General features: G+C 63.5%; 22 protein-coding genes. 6 read left to right on the plus strand and 16 right to left on the minus strand.

Annotation, left to right across the window (positions count from 1 at the left end):
* Window positions 1-227: 227 nt before the first annotated feature.
* From P3C18_RS03985 to P3C18_RS04010, 6 genes are all read left to right on the plus strand, one after another.
* Window positions 228-1,142 carry a substrate-binding domain-containing protein gene (locus P3C18_RS03985; protein WP_275960574.1) on the plus strand — a complete coding sequence of 305 codons (915 nt, stop codon included), beginning with the start codon at window positions 228-230 and terminating at the stop codon, window positions 1,140-1,142.
* A 106-nt stretch (window positions 1,143-1,248) separates the two neighbouring features.
* The gene (locus P3C18_RS03990) at window positions 1,249-2,010 is read left to right on the plus strand and encodes a transporter substrate-binding domain-containing protein (RefSeq protein WP_275960575.1); all 762 of its coding nucleotides are present in this window, start codon (window positions 1,249-1,251) and stop codon (window positions 2,008-2,010) included.
* 53 nt (window positions 2,011-2,063) lie between these two features.
* Window positions 2,064-2,819: an ABC transporter substrate-binding protein gene (locus P3C18_RS03995; protein ID WP_346015619.1), complete on the plus strand. Its 756-nt coding sequence runs from the start codon at window positions 2,064-2,066 to the stop codon at window positions 2,817-2,819.
* Between the two features lie 72 nt (window positions 2,820-2,891).
* Window positions 2,892-3,890 (plus strand): type II secretion system F family protein, encoded by a 999-nt coding sequence (locus P3C18_RS04000; RefSeq protein ID WP_275960576.1) that lies wholly within the window; start codon window positions 2,892-2,894, stop codon window positions 3,888-3,890.
* Between the two features lie 136 nt (window positions 3,891-4,026).
* Window positions 4,027-4,890, plus strand: a complete 864-nt coding sequence (locus tag P3C18_RS04005; RefSeq protein ID WP_275960577.1) for an oxaloacetate decarboxylase — start codon at window positions 4,027-4,029, stop codon at window positions 4,888-4,890.
* 74 nt (window positions 4,891-4,964) lie between these two features.
* Window positions 4,965-5,231, plus strand: coding sequence for a DksA/TraR family C4-type zinc finger protein (locus P3C18_RS04010; RefSeq protein ID WP_275960578.1), 267 nt, complete (start codon window positions 4,965-4,967; stop codon window positions 5,229-5,231).
* A 30-nt stretch (window positions 5,232-5,261) separates the two neighbouring features.
* On the opposite strand, the gene P3C18_RS04015 is transcribed toward P3C18_RS04010, so the two are convergent.
* The 16 genes from P3C18_RS04015 to atzF all read right to left on the minus strand — a co-directional run bounded on the left by P3C18_RS04015 (window position 5,262) and on the right by atzF (window position 22,725).
* The gene (locus P3C18_RS04015) at window positions 5,262-5,705 is read right to left on the minus strand and encodes a hypothetical protein (RefSeq protein ID WP_275960579.1); all 444 of its coding nucleotides are present in this window, start codon (window positions 5,703-5,705) and stop codon (window positions 5,262-5,264) included.
* Window positions 5,706-5,893: 188 nt separating this feature from the next.
* Complete coding sequence (ureC, locus tag P3C18_RS04020) at window positions 5,894-7,594, minus strand: urease subunit alpha (RefSeq protein WP_275960580.1); 1,701 nt, start codon at window positions 7,592-7,594, stop codon at window positions 5,894-5,896.
* Window positions 7,595-7,733: 139 nt separating this feature from the next.
* Window positions 7,734-8,039: an urease subunit beta gene (locus P3C18_RS04025; RefSeq protein ID WP_275960581.1), complete on the minus strand. Its 306-nt coding sequence runs from the start codon at window positions 8,037-8,039 to the stop codon at window positions 7,734-7,736.
* A complete protein-coding gene (locus tag P3C18_RS04030) occupies window positions 8,036-8,566 on the minus strand; it encodes a GNAT family N-acetyltransferase (protein WP_275960582.1) in 531 nt (176 codons plus the stop codon). Before P3C18_RS04030 ends, P3C18_RS04025 begins: the two co-directional genes overlap by 4 nt.
* Window positions 8,566-9,084, minus strand: a complete 519-nt coding sequence (locus P3C18_RS04035; protein ID WP_275961575.1) for a GNAT family N-acetyltransferase — start codon at window positions 9,082-9,084, stop codon at window positions 8,566-8,568. Before P3C18_RS04035 ends, P3C18_RS04030 begins: the two co-directional genes overlap by 1 nt.
* The gene (gene ureA / locus P3C18_RS04040; protein ID WP_275960583.1) at window positions 9,081-9,383 is read right to left on the minus strand and encodes an urease subunit gamma; all 303 of its coding nucleotides are present in this window, start codon (window positions 9,381-9,383) and stop codon (window positions 9,081-9,083) included. Before ureA ends, P3C18_RS04035 begins: the two co-directional genes overlap by 4 nt.
* Entirely contained in the window at window positions 9,383-10,216 is an 834-nt protein-coding gene (locus P3C18_RS04045) for an urease accessory protein UreD (RefSeq protein WP_275960584.1), read from the minus strand. Before P3C18_RS04045 ends, ureA begins: the two co-directional genes overlap by 1 nt.
* Window positions 10,213-10,629, minus strand: a complete 417-nt coding sequence (locus P3C18_RS04050; RefSeq protein ID WP_275960586.1) for a hypothetical protein — start codon at window positions 10,627-10,629, stop codon at window positions 10,213-10,215. Before P3C18_RS04050 ends, P3C18_RS04045 begins: the two co-directional genes overlap by 4 nt.
* 63 nt (window positions 10,630-10,692) lie before the next feature.
* On the minus strand, window positions 10,693-11,391 hold the full coding sequence (urtE, locus tag P3C18_RS04055) for an urea ABC transporter ATP-binding subunit UrtE (protein WP_275960587.1): 699 nt from the start codon (window positions 11,389-11,391) through the stop codon (window positions 10,693-10,695).
* Between the two features lie 113 nt (window positions 11,392-11,504).
* On the minus strand, window positions 11,505-12,356 hold the full coding sequence (urtD, locus tag P3C18_RS04060) for an urea ABC transporter ATP-binding protein UrtD (protein ID WP_275960588.1): 852 nt from the start codon (window positions 12,354-12,356) through the stop codon (window positions 11,505-11,507).
* Complete coding sequence (gene urtC, locus P3C18_RS04065) at window positions 12,356-13,435, minus strand: urea ABC transporter permease subunit UrtC (RefSeq protein ID WP_275961576.1); 1,080 nt, start codon at window positions 13,433-13,435, stop codon at window positions 12,356-12,358. The genes urtD and urtC overlap by 1 nt, the downstream gene beginning before the upstream one ends.
* 11 nt (window positions 13,436-13,446) lie before the next feature.
* Window positions 13,447-15,018 carry an urea ABC transporter permease subunit UrtB gene (urtB, locus tag P3C18_RS04070; RefSeq protein WP_275960589.1) on the minus strand — a complete coding sequence of 524 codons (1,572 nt, stop codon included), beginning with the start codon at window positions 15,016-15,018 and terminating at the stop codon, window positions 13,447-13,449.
* A 159-nt stretch (window positions 15,019-15,177) separates the two neighbouring features.
* Window positions 15,178-16,443 carry an urea ABC transporter substrate-binding protein gene (gene urtA / locus P3C18_RS04075; RefSeq protein ID WP_275960590.1) on the minus strand — a complete coding sequence of 422 codons (1,266 nt, stop codon included), beginning with the start codon at window positions 16,441-16,443 and terminating at the stop codon, window positions 15,178-15,180.
* Between the two features lie 95 nt (window positions 16,444-16,538).
* On the minus strand, window positions 16,539-17,270 hold the full coding sequence (locus P3C18_RS04080) for a GntR family transcriptional regulator (RefSeq protein WP_275960591.1): 732 nt from the start codon (window positions 17,268-17,270) through the stop codon (window positions 16,539-16,541).
* Between the two features lies 1 nt (window position 17,271).
* Complete coding sequence (gene uca, locus P3C18_RS04085; protein WP_275960592.1) at window positions 17,272-20,901, minus strand: urea carboxylase; 3,630 nt, start codon at window positions 20,899-20,901, stop codon at window positions 17,272-17,274.
* A gap of 9 nt (window positions 20,902-20,910) precedes the next feature.
* Complete coding sequence (atzF, locus tag P3C18_RS04090; protein WP_275960593.1) at window positions 20,911-22,725, minus strand: allophanate hydrolase; 1,815 nt, start codon at window positions 22,723-22,725, stop codon at window positions 20,911-20,913.
* Window positions 22,726-22,894: the final 169 nt, after the last annotated feature.

A 22,894-nucleotide genomic window follows, 5' to 3' on the forward strand; every position in this document is an offset into this window, starting at 1 on the left:
GCCGTCGCTTGGAGTGTGAAAAAGTGTGAGGCGTAAGTGTATGGCACGGTTTTCTGGCGGATGATCGGTAACCCAGCGCCCGGCGAGGCTAATCGCCTGATGCTAAAGTGATAGCAGTAACTCTACGGTGACACCTGAGCGCTGTTAGGTGTTGTGCATGCTGCTGTGCATGGCGTCGCCAGGTTTTGGGAGTGATGCAGATGTACAGCCGATGCCAGTCGAGATATGTGCTGCTATTCGTTGTGTTGACCAGTTGGGCCACTCAGGCGTTGGCAAAGGACTGTATCGGTGTGGTGGCGGCGGGGGCTACGCCCTTCTGGGGGCAAGTAGAGGCCGGCGCGCGGCAGGCGGCCAGAGAGTACGGCCTGGATATGCATTTTCGCGGACCCAGCCACGAAGGGCGCGTGGAAACCCAGCTGCAGATGATCAACTGGGTGCTGGAGCATGGTTGCAAGGCGCTGGTTATCGCCCCCAGCGGCCCGGAGATCGCCTCGCGTGTGCAGCAATTGGCGGGCAGCGGCATCAATACTGTGTATTTCGACCGTGACCTGCCCGGTAGTGCAGTGCGCGGTGTGGTCGTCACCGATAACTTCCGCGCTGGCGTGCAGGCCGGCCAGGCCTTGGCTGCGGCGCTTGGTGGCCAGGGCCAGGTGGCGCTGTTGCGCTTGAAGGCCGGTGTGCCCTCGACCAGCGAGCGCGAGCGTGGTTTTCGTCAGGGCGCAGAGCAGGGCGGCCTGAGTATCCTGCTGGATACCTATATCGGCGATGACAGCCAGGCGGCGGTGAATGCCTTGCGTGAGCGCTTGCCGCAGCTGGCGGGCGTGTTTACCCCCAACAGCACCAGCTCACGCGCCGCACTGGCAGCGCTGCGGCGGCTCGGCAAGGTCGGAGAGTTACTGCATGTCGGCTTCGATGCCGACCCTCTGCTGATTGATGCACTGAGCAAGGGCGAGGTACACAGCCTGATGATCCAGCAAGCCCATGCCATTGGTTATCAGGCCGTGCAATTGGCCGCGCGAAGTATGCGTGGCGAACTATCGCCTCAACCAGTGAATATCGCGTTGCAGGTGCAGCAGGTAAGTCGCGAGAACCTGGCGCAGTGGCAGCGGGCGCGGGAGATGGAGTTGACGGCCAATCCATAGCCCCTCGCGCTGATTTGCCGCAGAACTCTGCTGGTTGCTGAGCCAATGGCTGTTTATCATTCCGCGTTTCGGCCCATTGTTCGTATGTTTTTGCAGGTATTGCCCAATGCGGTTGAAGTCCTGGCTGGTTGTGTTGTTGCTTGGCTGCTGTGCATCGGCGCTGGCGGCCGAGCTGCGCCTGTATACCGAGGAATACCGGCCGCTGAGCTATATCGAAGATGGCAAGCTGACCGGCATGGCCGTGGAAGTGGTCGAGCTGCTGATTCAGCGTACCGGGCAGGACACCCGCATCGAGCTGGTGCCTTGGACCCGCGGTTACCATCAGGTGCAGCACGAGGCCAACAGCGGCTTGTTCTCCACGGTGCGTACCGCCCGGCGCGAGGCGCTGTTCCAGTGGGTCGGGCCGATTGCCCTGGGGCATACCAGCTTCTATGCGCGGCGCGGTGCCGGGCTGAATGTGCGTACGCTGCAGGATGTTGAACGCTTCAACACCCTGGCCGTGCCCAAACAGTGGTACTCCTATGAATACCTCAGCGACCGTGGCCTGAAAAATCTCTACGGCGTGCCAACGCCCCAGCACATGATGAAGATGTTCAAGCACGGCCGTATCGAGTTGCTGGTGGCCAACAACCTGGCGCTGGATGACATGCTCGCGCAGCAAGGCATGCGCCGTGATGAGGTGGAGTTACAGTTCACCTTTATGGGTAACAACTCTTATATCGCCTTTTCGAACAACACTGATCCTGCGCTGGTCCGGCAATGGCAGCTGGCCCTTGATGAGTTACTGCGCGACGGCAGTCTGGAGCGGATTCATAAGCGCTGGTTTACCCAACCGTTCAGCATGCCCGCCGCACCTTCCTTGCCATAACGCGACTTGCCCGGCTCTGAGCTAGTCTGAAGCCAGTGCCGGGAGAACCCACTTTGCTCAAACCACGCTGCGCGCTGATGATCTGGCTGCTGCTTTGTCTGGCCGGGCCTGCGTGTGCTGAATTGCAGTTGCTCACTGAGGAAGCGCCACCGACCAGCTTTAGCCGTGACGGTGAGCTGCACGGTCTGGCCGTAGAGGTGGTGCGTGCGCTGATTGAGCGCACCGGCGACCCCGGCAAGATCGAGCTGCTGCCCTGGACGCGCGGCTATCACCTGGCTCAGCACGAGCCGAATACGGCGATCTTCTCCACCGTGCGCACGCCGGAGCGTGAGGCCAAGTTTCAGTGGGTTGGGCCGCTGCTGATCGGCACCACCAGCTTCTACTCGCTGAAATCACGCAACCTGCGTTTCGACAATCTGCAGCAGGCCGCCGAGAGTGGGCCACTGGCTGTGCCGAAGCAGTGGTACACCTTTGAAACCCTGACTGCGCGCGGCTTCAAGAACCTCTACGGGGTCCCCAGCGCGAAGAATATGGTGACCATGCTCAAACATGGGCGGGTGCAGTTGATTGCCACTGAAGACCTGACCCTCAAGGACGAACTGGCCAGCGGCGGTTTGCGCCCGGAGCAGGTGCAAGCGCACCTGCCCTTTATGCGTTCGGCCTACTACATTGCCTTCTCCCCGCAAACCGATACGGCGTTGGTCGAACGCTGGCGGCGCGCCCTCGATGCCATGCATGAGGATGGCAGCTTCGCGCAGATATTCCGCCGCTGGCTGCCGCATGCCGAGTTGCCGACGGCCACCGAATAGCCCGCAGCTGGGCGCAGCGCGGCCTGCTAACCTGGCGCCTATTGTGTCATTCCCACCTCGCTGAGCCTGCCTATGCCCACGCCACGTTCTGTCCTGCTTGATCTTGCTGCGCGCGCCCAGTTGTTCGGCCATCTGGCGGCCATGGAGAAAGCCGGCGTGCCGGTCGAGCGGGCGCTGCTCAGCCTGCAAGTGCCTGCACGCGCCAGGGCCGCGCTGGCCAGTCTGCAAACGCAGATCGCCGGCGGAAGCGATATGGCCAGTGCCGGGCTGCGCAGTGGCCTGTTTACCCAGCTGGACAGTACCCTGCTGCGCGCCGCTCAGGCCAGTGGCTGTCTGGCGGCGGTTTACCAGCGGCTGGCCGAGCGTTACAACCACCGGGCGCAACAGGCCGCTGCAGTCAAATCACGCTTGCTGATGCCGGCGGCAGTGTTGGTGCTGGCGCTGTTTATTCAGCCGCTGCCGGCGTTGGTCGGCGGCCAGCTGAGCATCGTCGGTTATCTATGGGGCGTACTCTGGCCGTTGTTGCTGCTGGGCGCTCTGTATGGCCTGGGCCGTGGGCTTTATCTGCGTCGTGAGCACGCGCCTGCTGGTGCGGCTTCGCCGCTCGATGGCCTGTTGGCGAGTGTGCCGATTCTCGGTCCCGCGTTGCTGCGGCGTAATCTGCGCGACTTTTTCGATAGCCTGGGGCTGATGCTGGAGGCTGGCATGCCCATGCTGGATGCTTTACCCAAGTCCTGCGCGGTGATCCGCCATGCGCCGCTGCGCAAACGTTTCAGCGCTGTGCAACTGGCTGTGCAGCGTGGCCAAAGCCTGGCGCAGGCGCTGGCGTCTGTCGACTTTCCCGGCCAGGGGCTGGCCCTTGGCCTGATTCGTACAGGGGAGGCCAGCGGCACCTTGCCGGCCAGCCTGCTCAACTACGCCGGGGTGGAAACCCAGAAGCTGGATAGCCTGACCGAACAGCTGGCCACCTGGCTGCCACGCTTGCTGTATGCCGGGGTGATGCTGTGGATGGCCTATGGGCTGCTCACCGGCGCCGGCTTTGGCCCACGTTTACCGGCGGACTTGGGTTAGTGCGCTGGATGGCTGGGTAGACTGAAAGGCGGGTGCAAGGTTGTTGGTCGACTATGTAGTTTTACTACATGACGGGTTTTGTAGTTTTGCTACATAATCCCTCGCTCATAATCGACTATGAACGATGGTGCACCCTATGCAAAGAGCCTCGCATCACGACCTTCGCGCACAATTTCGTGCGCTTCTTGCTTCGAATAGCTGCTATCACACGGCTTCCGTGTTCGATCCCATGGCCGCGCGGATTGCTGCCGACCTGGGTTTTGAAGTCGGCATTCTGGGTGGTTCTGTAGCTTCACTACAAGTTCTGGCCGCGCCGGATTTCGCCCTGATCACCCTTAGCGAGTTTGTTGAGCAGGCCACCCGTATTGGCCGGGTCAGCCGTCTGCCGGTAATCGCCGATGCCGACCACGGCTATGGCAATGCGCTCAACGTAATGCGTACCGTAGTGGAGCTGGAGCGCGCCGGGATTGCTGCGCTGACCATCGAAGACACCCTGCTGCCGGCGCAGTTCGGCCGCAAGTCCACCGACCTGATCAGCATCGACGAAGGCGTCGGCAAGATTCGCGCGGCTCTGGAGGCGCGGGTTGATCCGGACCTGGCGATCATCGCCCGCACCCATGCCGGCGTGCTGGATGTCAGCGAAGTGATTCGTCGTACCCAGGCTTATCAGGCGGCCGGTGCCGATGCCATCTGCCTGGTCGGCGTCGAAGATTTTGCTCACCTGGAGCAGATCGCTGCCGCCCTGAACATCCCGCTGATGCTGGTCACCTACGGCAACCCCAAGCTGCGCGACAACGCGCGCCTGGCCAGTCTCGGTGTGCGCATCGTGGTCAACGGTCATGCCGCCTATTTCGCGGCGATCAAGGCCACCTACGACTGCCTGCGCGAACAGCGCGGCGTCGATGCCTGCGACCTTAGCGCCACCGAACTGACCCACACCTACACCCAGCCCGAGGACTATATCGTTTGGGCGCGTGAGTTTATGGAGGTCAAGGAGTAGGGCGACCGCGTGCTCTTGAGATTCGCCCGCAGACGGCGCATATCTAGAGGCATACACAGCGGAGGGCAATTGCGATGGCCGGTGGCTGGGCAAATGACGGCGCGGTACAGGAGCAGATCGACAGCAGCATCGAGGATGCCATCCAGCGCGCCCGCAGCCAGCTGCCGCGCGGCGAAAGCCTGAGCCACTGCGAGGAATGCGCCGTCGCCATTCCCGAGGCGCGGCGCAAAGCCATTCCCGGCGTGCACCTGTGCGTGGCCTGCCAGACCGAGCACGACAAGGAGCAGGCCAAATTCAGCGGCTATAACCGCCGGGGCAGCAAGGACAGTCAGCTGCGCTGAGGCGCATGCCGCAACTCGCCATCACCAGCGTCAGGCGCGAATATCCACACCGCCGGTCTGGCTGTGCATGATCGACATGGCCGACTGCAGCATCTTCAAGGTTGCCGCGTCATTACGCGCTGCGGCGCCTTCCATGCCGGCGCGGGCCTTCTGGGTAAAGTCGTAGCGCGTGCTGTCGTTTGCAGCGGGAAGCTCGCCCGACAGGCCGCCCGCGACCGGTATTTTCATGCTCATGGCCATAAACGCCCGGCTGTCATCGAGTGACATTTGCCCGCTGCGAATTTGCCCGTTGCTCCAGTCGCGCAGGTCCTGGCGGGTCATGCTGCTGAAGTCTGCTGGCGCAGCGGCTTTCGGCGCACTGGATGGGGTGCTGGCCAGCACCGCCGAGAAGGACGCGTCAGTGCTTCGGTTCTGGTTGGCCGTCGACGCGCGTTGGTTGGCGGCTGGGTAGGTTGCTCCTGCATCAATTCTCATGGCGGCTCCTTTCGACAGGCTAAATGAGCCTTGTGCCGAGCAAAACCTGCGCCAAATCGTTGCAGCACCCGGGCTAGGCGGTTTCTGCGGCGTACGAAGCTCGCCCGCTCAGCACGTTAGGCGGGCTGTTCGGCAAAAGCTTGCCGGTAATCGGGCAACCTGTTGCCGGCAGCGCGCGTCTGTCTGTGTCAGAACAGGAAATAACGCTGCGCCATCGGCAGTACATCCGCCGGCTCGCACCAGAGCAACTGGCCATCGGCCTTGACCTGATAGTTCTGCGCGTCCACCTCGATATTTGGCAGGTAATCGTTGTGGATCAGGTCGGTCTTTTGCACCTCGCGGCAGCCTTTGACCACGCCGATCTTTTTCTTCAACCCCAGCTGCTCGGGTACACCGGCATCAAACGCCGCCTGGCTGATAAAGGTGATGCTGGTGGCGTGGCGGCTGCCGCCGTAGCTGGCGAACATCGGTCGGTAGTGCACTGGCTGTGGCGTCGGGATCGAGGCGTTGGCGTCGCCCATCAGGCTGGCGGCAATCGCCCCGCCTTTGAGGATCAACGTTGGTTTGACGCCGAAGAAGGCCGGGCGCCAGAGCACCAGGTCGGCCCACTTGCCCACTTCGATCGAGCCCACTTCATGGCTGATGCCGTGGGTGATCGCCGGGTTGATGGTGTATTTGGCGATATAACGTTTGACCCGGAAGTTGCTGTTGCCGGGGCCGTCGCCCTCCAGCGGGCCGCGCTGTTTGTGCATCTTGTCGGCGGTCTGCCAGGTGCGGGTGATCACTTCGCCAACGCGGCCCATGGCCTGGCTGTCGGAGCTGATCATGCTGAATGCGCCGAGGTCATGCAGGATATCTTCGGCGGCAATCGTCTCTCTGCGAATGCGGCTTTCGGCAAACGCCACGTCCTCGGCGATGCTTGGGTCGAGGTGGTGACAGACCATGAGCATGTCCAGGTGTTCGTCGATGGTGTTGCGGGTAAACGGCCGGGTTGGGTTGGTCGAGCTGGGCAGCACATTGGCGAAGCCGCAGGCCTTGATAATGTCCGGCGCATGGCCGCCGCCAGCACCTTCGGTGTGGTAGGTGTGGATGGTGCGGCCCTTGAAGGCGGCCAGGGTGGTTTCGACAAAGCCAGACTCGTTGAGCGTGTCGGTATGGATCGCCACCTGTACGTCGTATTCATCGGCCACGGAGAGGCAGTTGTCGATGGCCGCCGGGGTGGTGCCCCAGTCTTCATGCAGCTTAAGGCCGATGGCCCCAGCTTTGACCTGCTCAATCAGCGGCTCCGGCAAGGATGCATTGCCCTTGCCGGTAAAACCCAGGTTCATCGGGAAGGCATCGGCGGCCTGGAGCATGCGCGCCATATGCCACGGCCCAGAGGTGCAGGTGGTGGCGTTGGTGCCGGTGGCCGGCCCGGTGCCGCCGCCGATCATGGTAGTGACGCCGCTCATCAGCGCCTCTTCGATCTGCTGCGGGCAGATAAAGTGGATATGCGTGTCGATGCCGCCGGCAGTGAGGATCATGCCCTCGCCGGCGATCACCTCGGTGCCAGCGCCGATGGCTATGGTCACGTCCGGCTGGATATCTGGGTTGCCGGCCTTGCCGATGGCGGCGATACGCCCGTCCTTGAGACCGACGTCCGCCTTGACGATGCCCCAGTGGTCGATGATTAGCGCGTTGGTAATCAGGGTGTCGACCACGTCCGCCGCACACAGCTGACCCTGGCCCATGCCGTCGCGGATCACCTTGCCGCCGCCGAATTTCACTTCTTCGCCGTAGGTGGTGAAGTCCTTCTCGACCTCGATCCACAGCTCGGTATCGGCCAGGCGCACCTTGTCGCCGACGGTGGGGCCGAACATATCGGCATAGGCTTGTCGGGAGATTTTCATGGGTTCGCCTTCAGATTCAATTGGGTTTGCAACCGTTCGCTGCGCTCACTATCGCGGGCAAGCCCGCTCCTACAGGGGAATGCGATCACATGTAGGAGCGGGCTTGCCCGCGATAAGGCCATAGCAGACGCCTAGACATTTACAGCTCGCCCATCACCCGTCCGGCAAAGCCGAACACGCGGCGATGGCCGGCCAGGTCGACCAGCTCGACTTCGCGGCTCTGCCCCGGCTCGAAGCGCACGGCGGTGCCGGCCGGGATATTCAGACGCATACCGCGTGCGGCTGCTCGGTCGAAGCTCAAGGCATCGTTGGTTTCAAAAAAATGGTAGTGCGAGCCAACCTGAATCGGCCGGTCGCCGCTATTGGCCACGGTTACGCGCAGGGTACGGCGGCCGGCGTTGAGTTCGATCTCGCCGTCCTGAATCTGGTATTCGCCGGGAATCATGGCTGTGGCCTCGACAAGGTTTTGTAGTAGATGGCGTTTGCTCGGTACTGCCCGTCAGGGCCGCAGGCGTAGTCAGGCAGGCCACCGATGCAGGTGTAGCCCTGGGCCTGGTAAAAGGCTTCGGCGTCGCTGCCGGCTTCGGTGTCCAGGTACAGCAAGCCGCGTTGCAGCTCGGCCGCTGCGCCTTCCAGGCGCTGCATCAGGCTGTTGGCGATGCCACGGCGGCGGGCGTTGCTGTGTACCAGGAGCTTCTGCACTTCGGCGCGGTTGAGGCCGTTAGGTTTCTGGCACAGCACTAGTTGCACGCTGCCCAGCACCTGGCTCTGCTCACAGGCCAGCCAGAGCAGGTGAGTGCCCTCGCGTATGCCTGCCAGGACTTGGTCGAAATAGAGGTTGGCCGCGTCAGCATCGAGATCGGCGAGAAAGCCCACCGAGGCGCCATGCGCCACGGAGTCGAGCAGCAGGACCTGCAGGCCTTGGCGATAAGACTCAAAGTCAGCCGCGTCGAGGCGTTCGACGCTCAGCATCAGGGCGCACTCCTTTCGGGGCTCAGCATCAGCTGCATAAAGGTGAGGTCCAGCCAGCGGCCGAACTTGCGGCCGACCTGGGGCATCTGGCCGGTGGTGACGAAACCAAGGCGCTCGTGCAGGCGGATCGAGGCGCTGTTGCCGCTCTCGATGGCGGCGACCATTACGTGCAGTTCGGCCGCTCGCGCGCGCTCGATCAGTGCCTGCATCAGTTGTGGGCCGAGGCCCTGGCCGCGTTGGTCGCTGCGCACATACACCGAATGCTCAACGGTGTGGCGAAAGCCTTCGATGGCGCGCCAAGTGCCGTAGCTGCTGTAGCCGACGACCTCTCCAGCAGCATCGTGGGCTACCAGTACGGGGAAACCGGCGGTGTTGCGTTCGCTCAGCCAGGCCTGGCGGTTAGCCAGGTCGACCTGGGTTTCATTCCAGATCGCCGTGGTGTTGAGCACGGCGTCGTTGTAGATGGCCAGGATGGCAGGCAGGTCGGCGGCGGTGGCGTCTTGAATAATCATATTCAGGCGATCGGCTGATGGACGGTGACCAACTTGGTGCCGTCGGGGAAGGTGGCCTCGACCTGGATTTCGGGGATCATTTCCGCGATGCCTTCCATCACCTGATCACGGCTCAGCAGGGTGGTGCCAAAGTGCATCAGCTCGGCCACGGTCTGGCCGTCACGCGCGCCTTCGAGCAGTGCTGCGGAGATATAGGCCATGGCTTCCGGGTAGTTGAGTTTTACCCCTCGGGCCAGGCGTCGCTCGGCGACCAGGCCGGCGGTGAAGATCAGCAGTTTGTCTTTTTCTCTCGGGGTCAGGTCCATCAGGTACTCCAGATACGTGGGGGTACGGCGGTGCGGCCGAGCAGGGCCGGGCGCAACAGCTGCCAGAGGGCAATCAGCCAGGCGCGCGCGTGCAAGGCTTCGTCGGCCAGGCAGCGGGCCACCAGCAGGCCGGGTAATTGGGTCAGATCGCCGCGCACCGGTGTGCTCAGGTTGCGGCAGTGCTCCAGCAGGTCGCTGTCGATTTCACCGCTGATCAGCAGGGTGGCGAACACCGGTTTGCCCGCCAGACCGATGGGTGAGTCGAGCAGGCCATCGCCACCTACGACGCGCTGACGTTCGTGCCAGAGCAGTTGGCCGTCGCGGCGGATATTCAGCTGGGCCTGGAAGTGGCCGGCATCGAAGCGTTCACCACTGGCCGGGCGGCCGAGGGCGACGATGTCCCAGTAGAGCAGCTTGGCATCGCCCAGCAGCTCGATGTCGGTGGTCAGTTCGGCCTGGGCGGCGGCGTAGACGATGGTTTCCTGCGGCAGCCATTCCAGGGTGGCGCCGGCTTCCACGCGCAGTTTCAGGCTCTGGTAGGCCGGGCCGGCGGCGCGGTACCACTTGGCCGCGCCGGGACTGGTCAATTGCGCCCAGGCACCGCTGCCGACCGTGGCCGAAATGTCCAGACGATCACCGCCAGCGATGCCGCCGGGCGGGTGGACGATGATGTGTTGGCAGACCTCGGCTCCTTCGGCATACAGGTGCTTCTGCACCCGCAGCGGGCCTTTATGGCGGCGCAGTGTCGGCCGCGTGCAATCGCCGTCGCGGCCATAGCCCAGCTCCAGCTCGGCGTGCCAGCTGGGGGTAAAGACGGCGGTGGGGGCGTTCATGCAGCCACTCGGTTGCGACGGTGTCGCCAGGCCTGAACGGAGGAATAACCTGCCAGCAACACCAGCCCCAGGCTGACCGCCAGCCACCATTGCAGGTGCATGCCGTAGTAGGGCGGGGCATGCAGTGCACCTTGCAGCCAGAACAGCGCCAGGCCGATGGCCAGCAGGCTGGCGCACAGTGCGCGGCCCCAGGAACGGCAATAGGAACGCGGACGCAGTATCGCCAGCAGCAGGCCGCATTCGGCCAGGGCGATGGCGCAGAAAATCAGCACCGGCTTGAGCGGATAGACTGCTTCGCTGCCAACCGGCATGGCGCGCAGCATCCAGTAATCCGGCAGGCTGCCGGCCCAGATCAGCAGTGCCATACCGACCAGTGCGGTAAGCGGGAGAAGAAGCGTGCGCAGGGGTGGCATCGGGGCCTCGAGTCCATGAGCGAAAGCCTGATTATGCGCAAAGTGCAGTGCCAGCGTCGCCATTCAGATTGCGACCAGTCCGCGCACGCCATCCGCTTCCATGGTCTCGCCACGGCCCTGCTGGACGATTTCGCCACGGCTCATTACCAGGTACTGATCGGCCAGTTCGGCGGCAAAGTCATAAAACTGCTCGACCAGCAGGATGGCCATATCGCCACGTTCGGCGAGCTTCTTGATCACCACGCCGATCTCCTTGATCACCGAGGGTTGAATGCCTTCGGTGGGCTCGTCGAGGATCAGCAGGCGCGGCTTGCTGGCCAGTGCGCGGCCGATGGCCAGCTGTTGTTGCTGGCCGCCGGAGAGGTCGCCGCCGCGGCGTTGCTTCATCTCGCGCAGCACCGGGAACAGCTCGTAGATAAATTCCGGCACCACCTTGGCTTCGCTACCGGGGAAGCGTGACAGGCCCATCAGTAGGTTCTCTTCCACGGTCAGGCGGCCGAAGATTTCCCGGCCCTGGGGCACGTAGGCGATGCCGGCGTGCACGCGCTGGTGCGGTTTGAAGGCGGTGATCGGCTGGCCTTCCCACTGCACTGCGCCTTGTTTGGCCGGGATCAGGCCCATCAAGCATTTCAGCAGGGTGGTCTTGCCCACGCCGTTACGCCCGAGCAGGCAGGTGACTTCGCCGACCTTCACGTCGAACGACAGGCCACGGAGGATATGGCTGCCGCCGTAGTACTGGTGGAGTTGTTGGACTTGCAGCATTGGTTCTGCCTCTCAATTCTGTGGCGTCTGACAAACCGTTATCGCGAGCAAGCTCGCTCCTACAGGTTCAGCGCTGCCCGTGTAGGAGCGAGCTTGCTCGCGATCCTTGGTAATTACCGGCCCAGATAAACCTCGATCACTCGCTCATCGTTCTGCACCTGCTCCAGCGAGCCTTCGGCCAGCACGCTGCCCTGGTGCAGCACGGTGACGTGGTCGGCGATGCTGCCGACAAAGCCCATGTCGTGCTCCACCACCATCAGCGAGTGCTTGCGCGCCAGGGACTTGAACAGCTCGGCGGTGAACTCGGTTTCGGCGTCGGTCATGCCCGCCACCGGTTCATCGAGCAGCAACAGTTGCGGGTCTTGCACCAGCAGCATGCCGATCTCGAGGAACTGCTTCTGCCCGTGCGACAACAGCCCGGCTGGGCGCTGGCGCGAGGCGTCGAGCTTGATCGTCTGCAGCACTTCATCGATGCGGTCTTTCTGCTCGCCGCTGAGTTTGGCGCGCAGGCTGGCCCATACCGACTTATTGGTTTTCTGCGCCAACTCAAGGTTTTCGAACACGCTGAGCGCCTCGAACACCGTGGGCTTCTGGAACTTGCGACCGATGCCGGACTGGGCGATTTCCACTTCGCTCATCTGGGTCAGGTCGAGGGTTTCGCCGAAGTAGGCGACGCCGTTGTCCGGGCGGGTCTTGCCGGTGATCACGTCCATCATGGTGGTCTTGCCGGCGCCGTTGGGGCCGATGATGCAGCGCAGTTCACCGACGCCGATATACAGAGTCAGGTTGGTCAGCGCCTTGAAGCCATCGAAGCTGACGTTGATATCTTCCAGGGTCAGGATGGTGCCGTGACGAACGTTCAGGCCCTTGCTGGCCAGGGTGCTTGCACCTATCGCATCGCGGCCGCTGCCGGCCGGGTCAAAGGCGGGTTCGAGCATCAGTTCGGGTACCGGAGTGGCGCGCATCATTGCTCTCCCTTTTTACGAAGAAGGCCGATCACGCCCTTGGGTAAGAACAGGGTTACGACAATGAAAAGGAAGCCCAGGGCGAACAGCCAGTATTCGGGGAAGGCCACGGTAAACCAGCTCTTCATACCGTTGACCAGACCGGCGCCGAGCAGTGGGCCGATCAGCGTGCCACGCCCACCGAGTGCGACCCACACGGCCGCTTCGATGGAGTTGGTCGGCGACATTTCGCTGGGGTTGATGATGCCCACCTGCGGCACATACAGCGCGCCGGCCAGGCCGCAGAGCACGGCGCTGAGTACCCAGATAAACAGCTTGTAGCCGCGTGGGTCGTAGCCGCAGAACATCAGGCGGTTTTCCGCATCGCGCAGCGCCGTCAGCACGCGGCCGAACTTGCTGCGCGCCAGCGTCCAGCCCAGGTACAGGCTGGCAACCAGCAGCGCCACGGTAGCGAGGAACAGCACCGCGCGGGTGTGCGCCGAGGTGATGTCGAAGCCCAGAATCGTTTTGAAGTTGGTAAAGCCGTTGTTGCCGCCAAAGCCGGTCTCGTTGCGGAAGAACAGCAGCATGCCGGCGAAGGTCAGCGCCTGGGTCATGATCGAGAAGTACACGCCTTTGATCCGCGAGCGGAAGGCGAAGAAACCGAACACCAGGGCCAGCAAGCCGGGCGCCAGCACTACCAGGCACAGCGCCCAGAGGAAGTTGCTGGTGCCGTACCAGTACCAGGGCAGCTCGGTCCAGGCGAGGAAGCTCATAAAGGCCGGCAAGCCGTCGCCGGCCGCTTCGCGCATCAGGTACATGCCCATGGCATAACCACCGAGGGCGAAGAACAGGCCGTGGCCGAGTGACAGCAGGCCGGCGTAACCCCAGACCAGATCGAGCGCCAGGGCGACGATGCAGTAGCAGAGGATCTTGCCGACCAGGGTCAGGCTGTACGCCGACACATGCAGGGCGTTGTCTGCCGGCAGCAGGTGCAGCAGCGGCATGGCCAGCAGCACGGCGAGTACCAGCAGGCCAATCCCGATCGACACTTGCGGGCCGAGTTTGGCGCTGGCGCGCGCCAGCAGCGTTTGATTCAGGGGCATAGTCATCAGTCGATCACCCGTCCTTTCAAAGCAAACAGACCTTGCGGGCGTTTCTGAATAAACAGAATGATCAGCGCGAGGATAAGGATCTTGCCGAGCACCGCACCGATCTGCGGTTCGAGAATCTTGTTGGCGATGCCCAGGCCGAAGGCTGCCATCACGCTACCGGCGAGCTGGCCGACGCCGCCGAGTACCACCACCAGGAACGAGTCGATGATGTAGCTCTGCCCCAGGTCCGGGCCGACGTTGCCGATCTGGCTCAGGGCCACGCCGCCGAGTCCGGCGATACCGGAGCCCAAACCGAACGCCAGCATGTCCACCCGACCGGTCGGCACGCCGCAGCAGGCGGCCATATTGCGGTTTTGCGTCACGGCACGGACGTTGAGACCGAGGCGAGTCTTGTTCAGCAGCAGCCAGGTCAGCACCACCACGAACAGGGCGAAGCCGATGATCACGATGCGGTTGTACGGCAGCACCAGATTCGGCAGTACCTGAATGCCACCGGACAGCCAGTAGGGGTTGGCCACTTCAACGTTCTGCGCGCCGAAGATCACCCGCACCAGCTGGATCAGGATCAGGCTGATGCCCCAGGTAGCGAGCAGGGTTTCCAGCGGGCGACCGTAGAGGTGACGAATCACTGTGCGTTCCAGCGCCATGCCGATAGCAGCGGTGACGAAGAACGCCACCGGCAACGCCACCAGCGGGTAGAGCGCCAGGGCTTCCGGGGCGAAACGCTGGAACAGCACCTGCACCATATAGGTGGAGTAGGCGCCGAGCATCAGCATCTCGCCGTGGGCCATATTGATCACGCCGAGCAAGCCGAAGGTGATGGCCAGACCGAGCGCCGCCAACAGCAGAATCGAGCCGAGCGACAGGCCGCTAAAGGCCTGGCCGAGCAGTTCGCCGATCAGCAGTTTGCGTTTGACCTGGGCCAGGCTGGTTTCGGCGGCGGTGCGTACCGTCGGGTCACTTTCCACGGCCGGGTCGAGGAGGGTTTCCAGGCGGGTGCGGGCCAGCGGGTCGCCGGTTTCACCGAGCAGGCGCACGGCAGCCAGGCGCACGGCCAGGTCGCTGTCGACCAGTTGCAGGTTGGCCAGCGCCAGGGTCAGGGCATCACGCACGCCGTCATCGGTTTCGCTGGCGACCTGGGCGTTAAGCAGTTGCAGCTGCGCCGGCTTGGCGCTTTTTTGCAGTTGCTTGGCGGCGGCCAGACGCAGCGCCGGATCGTCGGCCAGCAGTTGGTGGCTGGCCAGCGCAGTGGCGGTCAGGCCGCGCAGGCGGTTATTCAGGCGCAGCTTCTTCGGTGTTTCGAGCGGTTGTGTGGCGCCTTCGGCGGGCTGATACGCGCCGCTTACTTCGATAAAGGCGTTCTTCGCGCTGTCGGCCGCGACGCGGCCTTGTTGCAGGGCTTCGATCAGCGGCAGGCGCGCGGCATCCGGCGCGGCGGACCAGCTTTCCAGCAGGCTGGCCTGCTTGGCTGGGTTGGCGGCGACAAAGTCCTGGGCATCACCGGCGTGCGCGGCCAGGGGCAGCAGCAACAGCAGGCTCAGCAGCATTTGGCTAAAGGCAGTGGGCATGGGGTTTCCTTGGCGTAGCCCGGATGCAATCCGGGAGCGGTCTTCCCGGATTGCATCCGGGCTACAGCACCCCTCTCCCTGCGCGGGCCGCCCCAGCCCCTTTCCCGTAAGCGGGAGAGGGGCGGAAAACACGCGCAGTCAGGGGGAGGGGCTTTTGCCTTAGTTCGACTTCACCGCGTAATCCGGCTTCTTGTCGTTGCCTTCGATATACGGGCTCCACGGCTGGGCGCGGACCGGGCTGCTGGTTTCCCAGACCACGGAGAACTGACCGTCTTCCTGGATTTCACCGATCATCACCGGCTTGTGCAGGTGGTGGTTGGTCTTGTCCATGGTCAGGGTGTAGCCGCTTGGCGCGGCGAAGGTCTGGCCATAGAGCGCGGTGCGCACTTTATCGACGTCGGTGGTGCCGGCTTTTTCCACGGCCTGAGCCCACATATGGATGCCGACGTAGGTGGCTTCCATCGGGTCGTTGGTCACGGCCTTGTCGGCGCCTGGCAGGTTCTTGGCTTTGGCGTAGGCCTTCCACTTGGCGACGAACTCGCTGTTAACCGGGTTCTCTACCGACTGGAAGTAGTTCCACGCGGCCAGGTGACCGACCAGCGGCTTGGTGTCGATGCCGCGCAGTTCTTCCTCACCCACGGAGAAGGCCACGACGGGAACGTCGGTAGCTTCCAGGCCCTGGTTGGCCAGCTCCTTGTAGAACGGCACGTTGGAGTCGCCGTTTACAGTGGAGATCACCGCAGTCTTGCCGCCTGCGGAGAACTTCTTGATGTTGGCGACGATGGTTTGATAGTCGCTGTGACCGAAGGGGGTGTAGACCTCTTCGATGTCTTTCTCGGCCACGCCCTTGCTGATCAGGAAGGCGCGCAGGATCTTGTTGGTGGTGCGCGGGTAGACGTAGTCGGTGCCGAGCAGGAAGTAGCGCTTGGCGGCGCCGCCGTCTTCGCTCATCAGGTACTCGACCGCCGGGATGGCCTGCTGGTTTGGCGCGGCGCCGGTGTAGAAGACGTTCGGCGACATCTCTTCGCCTTCGTACTGCACGGGGTAGAACAGCAGGCCGTTGAGTTCTTCATAGACCGGCAGCACGGATTTGCGCGACACCGAGGTCCAGCAGCCGAAGGTGACGTCGACCTTGTCCTGGGTCAGCAGTTGACGACCGCGCTCGGCGAACAGCGGCCAGTTCGAGGCCGGGTCGACTACTACCGGCTCCAGCTGCTTGCCGAGTACGCCGCCCTTGGCGTTGATTTCGTCGATGGTCATCAACGCCATGTCTTTCAGCGAGGTTTCCGAGATGGCCATGGTGCCGGACAGCGAGTGGAGGATGCCGACCTTGATGGTCTCGGCGGCCTGCACGGTCCAGGTCATGCCCATGGCGGCGATGGAAGCGGATAGGGTAAAGGCCTTGATCAGATTGCGACGTTGCATGGTGCGATCTCCATTCACGAACTTAAGTGTTTGAGCTGCTGATTTTTAGTTGTTTGTCTGGCAGTTGAAACAGGGCGGGGCCCTGGGTCTTCACTTCAGGTCTTCACCTCTGGTGCCGGCATGGTGCGCTGACGCGCGCTATGCAGCATGTGCAGGGTGATCTTGCGCACTTCCGCCTTGCTGACCTCTATATGGGTCTTGAGCAATAGCTGTGCCTCTTCGCACCGGCGCGACAGAATCGCCCCGAGTATTTGTCCGTGTTCCTCATAAGTGGCCGCCACGCGCGGGCTCTGGGTGAAGTCCAAGCGCCTGATAATGCGGATTTTCTCGCTCACCTCGGCATGCAGGCGGGCCATCTCACGGTTGCCTGCGGCCTCCACCAACTGGCAGTGAAAACGCTCATCCAGGCGCGACACTTCGCGGCCGTCCTGCAAACGCTGCTCGGGTTGCACCAACCAGGTGCGCTTGAGTTGCTCCAGGGCAGTGCAGTGCTCGTCTTGGGCGCGTGCGCACAAGCGCCGCACGGCTTCCAGTTCGAGGACGATGCGCACTTCGTACAGCTCCTCGAAATGCGCGAAGTCGAACGGCTTGACCTGCCAGCCGCTGCGGAAATACACCTGCAGATAGTCCTCGCGTTGCAGGCGATACAGCGCCTGGCGCACCGGCGTACGGCTGACCGCCATGCGCTCGGCGATCTCACCTTCGGAGAAGCGATCACCGGGCAGCAGGCGAAACTCAAAGATGTCGTCTTTGAGCTGCAGGTAGATGCGCTCGGCAAGATTCTCCGGGCGCTCCTTACCCGGTGCGGACGCGCTGATCAGTTGCATCTCAGGCCGCCTCGGTGGGGGCAAGCAACAGCAGTGCATCACCCGGTGTCACCGCCTTGCCGGGGGCGCAGCGTACTGACTTGACCCGGCCGGCGAACGGCGCGGTAACCGCCAGTTCCATCTTCATCGCCTCAACCACCAACAGCGGCGTACCGGCTTCCACTTGCTGGCCGGGCTCGACCAGCACCTTCCACACGCTGCCACTCATCTCGGCGTTGACCATGTGGCCGTCGTTGTCGCCCTCCTCATCCGCGCTGCTGATCCGTGCGGCGGCCTCGCTGGGGTCGTCGTCACGCCACAGTTGCACTTCAGCCTCGAAGGCGGTCTTCTGCTGGTTCTGGAAGGCTTGAATGCTGCCCGCGTTGGCGTCGAGAAAGCGCTGGTACTCGGCAAAGTCGAACTGGCTGTGCTCGATGCGCACCTGCGCGCGGCCTTCGCGGAACGCCTCGCGGAATTCATCCAGCTCGGCCTCGCTAACCGGGTAGAACTTCACCTGATCGAAGAACTGCAGCAGCCAGGGCTGGCCATTTTCGAACTGCGGGTTTTTTACGTATTTGTTCCAGATCGGCAGGGTGCGGCCGACCAGTTGATAGCCGCCGGGCGAGTCCATGCCGTAGATGCACATGTACATGCCGCCGATGCCCACAGTGCCTTCGGCGGTGTAGGTGCGGGCCGGGTTGTACTTGGAACTGAGCAGGCGGTGGCGCGGGTCCAGCGGTACGGCGCAGGGCGCGTCGAGGTAGACATCACCGAGGCCGAGGATCAGGTAGCTGGCATCAAACAGGATGTCTCTGACCTCATCGCGGCTGGCCAGGCCATTGGCGCGCTGGATAAAGTCGACGTTGTTCGGCAGCCAGGGCGCTTCGCTGCGCACGGTTTCCCGGTAGCGCTGCACGGCGGCGAGGGTGGCGCTGTCTTCGAAGGCCATGGGCAGGTGGACGATGCGCGTCGGCACCTTGAGTGTGGCCACGTCGCCAAGGTTTTCTTCCAGGCGCAGCAGGTGTTCAAGCAGCGCGCGCTGGTGCAGCACGCGGCTGTCATAACGCAGTTGCAGCGAGCGTACGCCGGGGGCGAGCTCTTCCAGGCCGGCCAGCGGCTCGGCCTTGAGCGCTTCCATCAGCAGGTGCACGCGCAGGCGCAGGGCCAGATCGAGCACATTGTCGCCGTACTCCAGCAGGATGTAGGCATCCCCCGCCTGTCGGTAGACCACATGCGGACGCTTGGCCGTGGCTGGCAGCTCGGCCAATACCGTGGCGGAAACAGTGGTCGAGGGCAGCAAGGAGGGCGCAGGCAGGCTGACCGCGCTGACCGCCGCCAGTGCGGCGATGCTGCCCAGTTGCGCTTGCTCCAGGCTCTGCGCCTGCTGAAAGCTGATGGGGTGGAAACGCAGTGTATCGCCGGGTTTGACCTGGCCGATCTTCCACAGCTCGGCCTTGGCAATGGTCACCGGGCAGACGAAACCGCCGAGGCTGGGGCCGTCCTTGGTCAGGATTACCGGGAAGTCGCCGGTGAAGTTGATCGCGCCAATGGCGTATTCGCAGTCGTGCACGTTGGACGGGTGCAGGCCGGCTTCGCCCCCGTCGGCCCGCGCCCAGCTTGGCTTCGGGCCACTGAGGCGCACGCCGAGGCGGTTGGAGTTGTAGTGCACCTGCCATTCGGCGGCGAAGAACGCTTCGATGGACTCCGCGGTGAAGAAATCCGGCGCGCCGTGCGGGCCATAGAGCACGCCGATGTTCCAGGTGCTGCCGTAGTTGGGAATCAGGCTGGCATCCAGCGCCTGCGGCGCGCTGATCGGCGCCGGGGTGGTGCAGGCGGCCAGCGCGGGTTGCGAAATGGCCAGCATATCCGCCGGGCGCAGGGTGCGTCCGGCATGTCCGCCGAACTGACCAAGGGCAAAGGTGGAACGGCTGCCCAGGTACAGCGGCACGTCCAGGCCATTGCGTACGGCCAGGTAAGTGCGGCAACCGTTGCTGGCGCGGCCGAGCTTGAGCGTTTGTCCGGCGCTGACGTGGATCGGTGCCCAATAGGTAACCGCTTCGCCGTCCAGTTCGGCCGGGCAATCCGCGCCAGTCAGGGCGATCAACGCGTCACTGTGGAAACGCAGGGTCGGGCCTTGCAGGGTGAATTCCAGGGCGGCGGCATCGTTATGGTTGCCGACGATGCGGTTGGCCAGGCGGAAGGCGAAATCATCCATCGGCCCCGATGGCGGCACGCCGATATCCCAGTAACCGAGGCGGCCGGGGTAGTCCTGTACGCTGGAGTAGGTGCCGGGCTCCAGCACCTCAATCACGTTGGCTTTGAATTGGAAGCTGTCGAGCAGGCGCGTCCACACCGCGCCGGCATGAAAACGCGGCTCGGCCACCACTTGGCGCAGGTAGTCGAGGTTGCTGGCGATGCCATGCAGGCGGGTTTCGCCCAAGGCCTTCTGCAGCTTGGCGATGGCCTCAACGCGGGTGTCGGCATGGACGATCAGCTTGGCGATCATGGGGTCGTAAAAGGCCGAGACCTCGCTGCCGGTGCTGACCCAGCCATCCAGACGCACATCGGCGGGGAAGTGCACATCGGTGAGCACGCCAGGGCTGGGCTGGAAGTTCTTCAGCGGGTCTTCGGCGTAGATCCGTACCTCGATGGCAGCGCCTTGTGGGGCGCGATTCAGCGCGGCCCAGTCCAGGCGATCAGCGGCAGCCACGCGCAGCATGCATTCGATCAGATCAAGACCTGTGACCAGCTCGGTAACCGGGTGCTCGACTTGCAGGCGGGTGTTGACCTCAAGAAAGTAGAACGCATCGCGGGCGCTGTCGTAGATAAATTCCACGGTACCGGCGCTGCGGTAGTTGACCGATTCGCCCAACTGCACGGCGGCCGCATGCAGTTTCTCGCGGGTGGCCTGCGGCAGGTTGGGTGCCGGGGTTTCCTCGACCACCTTCTGGTTGCGCCGCTGCAGCGAGCAATCGCGCTCACCGAGGGCGGCGACGCGGCCTGCGCCGTCGCCGAAAATCTGCACTTCAATATCCCGGGCCTGATCGACAAAGCATTCGAGGAAGACGCCGGCATCGCTGAAGAACTGCTCGCCCATGCGCTTGACACTCTCATAGGCGGCGCTTAGGGCGGCAGCATCGTCGCAGCGGGTCAGGCCGATGCCGCCACCGCCGGCGGTGGTCTTGAGCATGACCGGGTAGCCGATGCGCTCGGCCGATGCCAGCGCTTGTTCCAGGCTGTCGAGCAGGCCGGTGCCGGGGGCCATGGGCACGCCGGCAAGCCCGGCCAGTTCGCGGGCGCGGTGCTTGAGGCCGAACTCGCGAATCTGCTCGCCGGTCGGGCCGACAAAGGCGATGCCGGCAGCCTCGCAGGCATCGGCGAACTCGGCGCTTTCCGAGAGAAAGCCGTAACCGGGGTAGATCGCCTGGGCGCCGGTTTTCTTGGCGGCGGTGAGAATCTTGTCGATCCGCAGGTAGCTGTCGGCCGGCTTGTCGCCGCCCAGGGCGATGGCGATATCGGCGTCGCGCACATGCTGGGCATTGCGGTCGGCGTCGGAGTAGACGGCGACGCTCTTCACCCCAAGGCGCTTGAGGGTGCGCATGGCGCGGACGGCGATCTCGCCTCTGTTTGCAATCAATACGGTAGTAAACATGCTCTCTCCTTAAGCCTTAGCTGCGTTGGCGTTCTGTGCGGCGATAAACGCGCGCCAGCCGCCAAAGCCGGTGATGTCGCGGGCGCCATCCAGGGCGTAGGGCTCGCAGATAAAGCCTTTGACCCAGCGACCATCGGCCAGCTGCAGATTGCCGATGCCCAGTGGCGTGGGGATTTCCGCGACAAACTCACCAAAGCGCGCCTGGGGGATATCCCACAGCTCGACGATGATTGCCGCGCCGTCCTCGCTCACCCGCGCCAGCCCCGGTTTTGGCGGCACGGTGCCGGGCAGGGCATACAGGCGATAGGTGGCGGCGCTGGTGGTTTGCTCCACCAGCACGGCGTCGCGGCTGGTGAGCTGGAAGTTCAGCGGCATGCCCGTCAGGTGTGCGCCGACTACGGCGACGCGCACGCTGCCGGGGGCTGGACTGCTGCAGGCAACTTGCGCGGGCAGTGCGCGGCCGGTGGCGCCCAGCGGCAGGTTGAGGGCCTGCTGCCAGCGTTGGCCGAAGGCGGCGAGTGCCTGGTCGTGCCAGGCTGGGGCGATCAGGGTGATCCCGGCCGGCAGGCCGTCGGCACGCATACCGGCGGGTACAGCCAGGGCCGACAGGTCGGCTAGGTTGGTGAAGTTGGTGTAGGTGCCGAACTGGCTGTTAAACAGCACGGGCTCGGCTTCCATCTCAGCGAGGCTGCGAATGGTCGGCGAGGTTGGTACCACCAAGGCATCGAAGCCGGCCAGGATGTCGTTGATCTTCCGGCTCAGTTCGGCGCGGATATATTCGGCCTTGTAGGCATCGCAGGCGCTGTATTTATGGCCGCCCGCGACGATGCCGCGCACCACTGGGTTGATATGGTCGGGATTAACGCCTGCCACCGCCACCGTGCGCTCGGCGACCCAGCTGCCGTAATAGAGCTGCTCAGCCAGTTGCTGGAAGGGCGCAAAGTCGATTTCCACCAACTGCACATTCAGCTCGCGCAACTTGCCCAGGGCCTGCTCAAACACCGCCTGGTTCTGCGTGTCGCCAAAGAACTCGGGGTTGCTCGGCACTGCCAAACGCGGTTTGGCTGGCATGCCGACCATGGCGCTGTTGGGGTTCTTGCGGCTGTAGGGATCGGCTGCGTCATAGCCGCCGGCAATCTGCGCCACGGCCAGGGCATCGCTGACGGTCAGGGCAAATACCGAGATGCAATCCAGCGTTTTGCAGGCCGGCACCAGGCCGCTGTTGGACAGCCAGCCTTTGCTCGGCTTGAGCCCGACAATATTGTTGAAGCCAGCCGGCACGCGGCCGGAGCCGGCGGTGTCGGTGCCCAGCGCGAAGGGCACCAGGCCGCGCGCGACCACACTGGCCGAGCCGGAGCTGGAACCGCCGCTGACGTAATCCGGGTTAAAGCTGTTGCACACCGCACCGTGGGGTGAGCGGGTGCCGACCAGGCCGGTGGCGAACTGGTCGAGGTTGGTCTTGCCGATCAGGATGGCGCCCGCCGCCCGCAGCTTGGCCACCACCGTGGCGTCTGCTGCCGCGCTGTAGGCGAACTCGGGGCAGGCGGCGGTGGTGAGCCAGCCGGCGGCGTCGATATTGTCCTTGATGGCAAAGGGCACGCCGTACAGCGGCAGCTTGCTTAGCTCGCCGTTGGCCGCGTCGAGCAGCGCTGACAAAGCATCGAGTTGGCTGTTGAGCTGGGCTTCGCTGGCCAGAGCAATCCAGGCGTTATCTGCGCTGCTCAGTGCCAGGCGCAGGCTATGCAGCAGCTCGGCGGGCGATTGGCCGTCGCGGTAGGTCTGTTGCCAGTCGGCGAGGGTGAAGGCGATAGGGGCGTTGGACATACTCTGAAATTCCATCTTGTATCCAAGTGATGGAGTGCCTACAGCAATGTCGGTGCCAGTTCTATTAAGTGCTTTATTTTCAAATGGTTAGATGAGTTTTGTGGGCGCTTTGAGGATTTTTGCACGCCATCGTGCACCGCAGCAGGGCTGCGCTGCATGCGGATGGTGC

The sequence above is a fragment of the Pseudomonas sp. 1928-m genome, from assembly GCF_029269135.1.
GTDB lineage: Bacteria > Pseudomonadota > Gammaproteobacteria > Pseudomonadales > Pseudomonadaceae > Aquipseudomonas.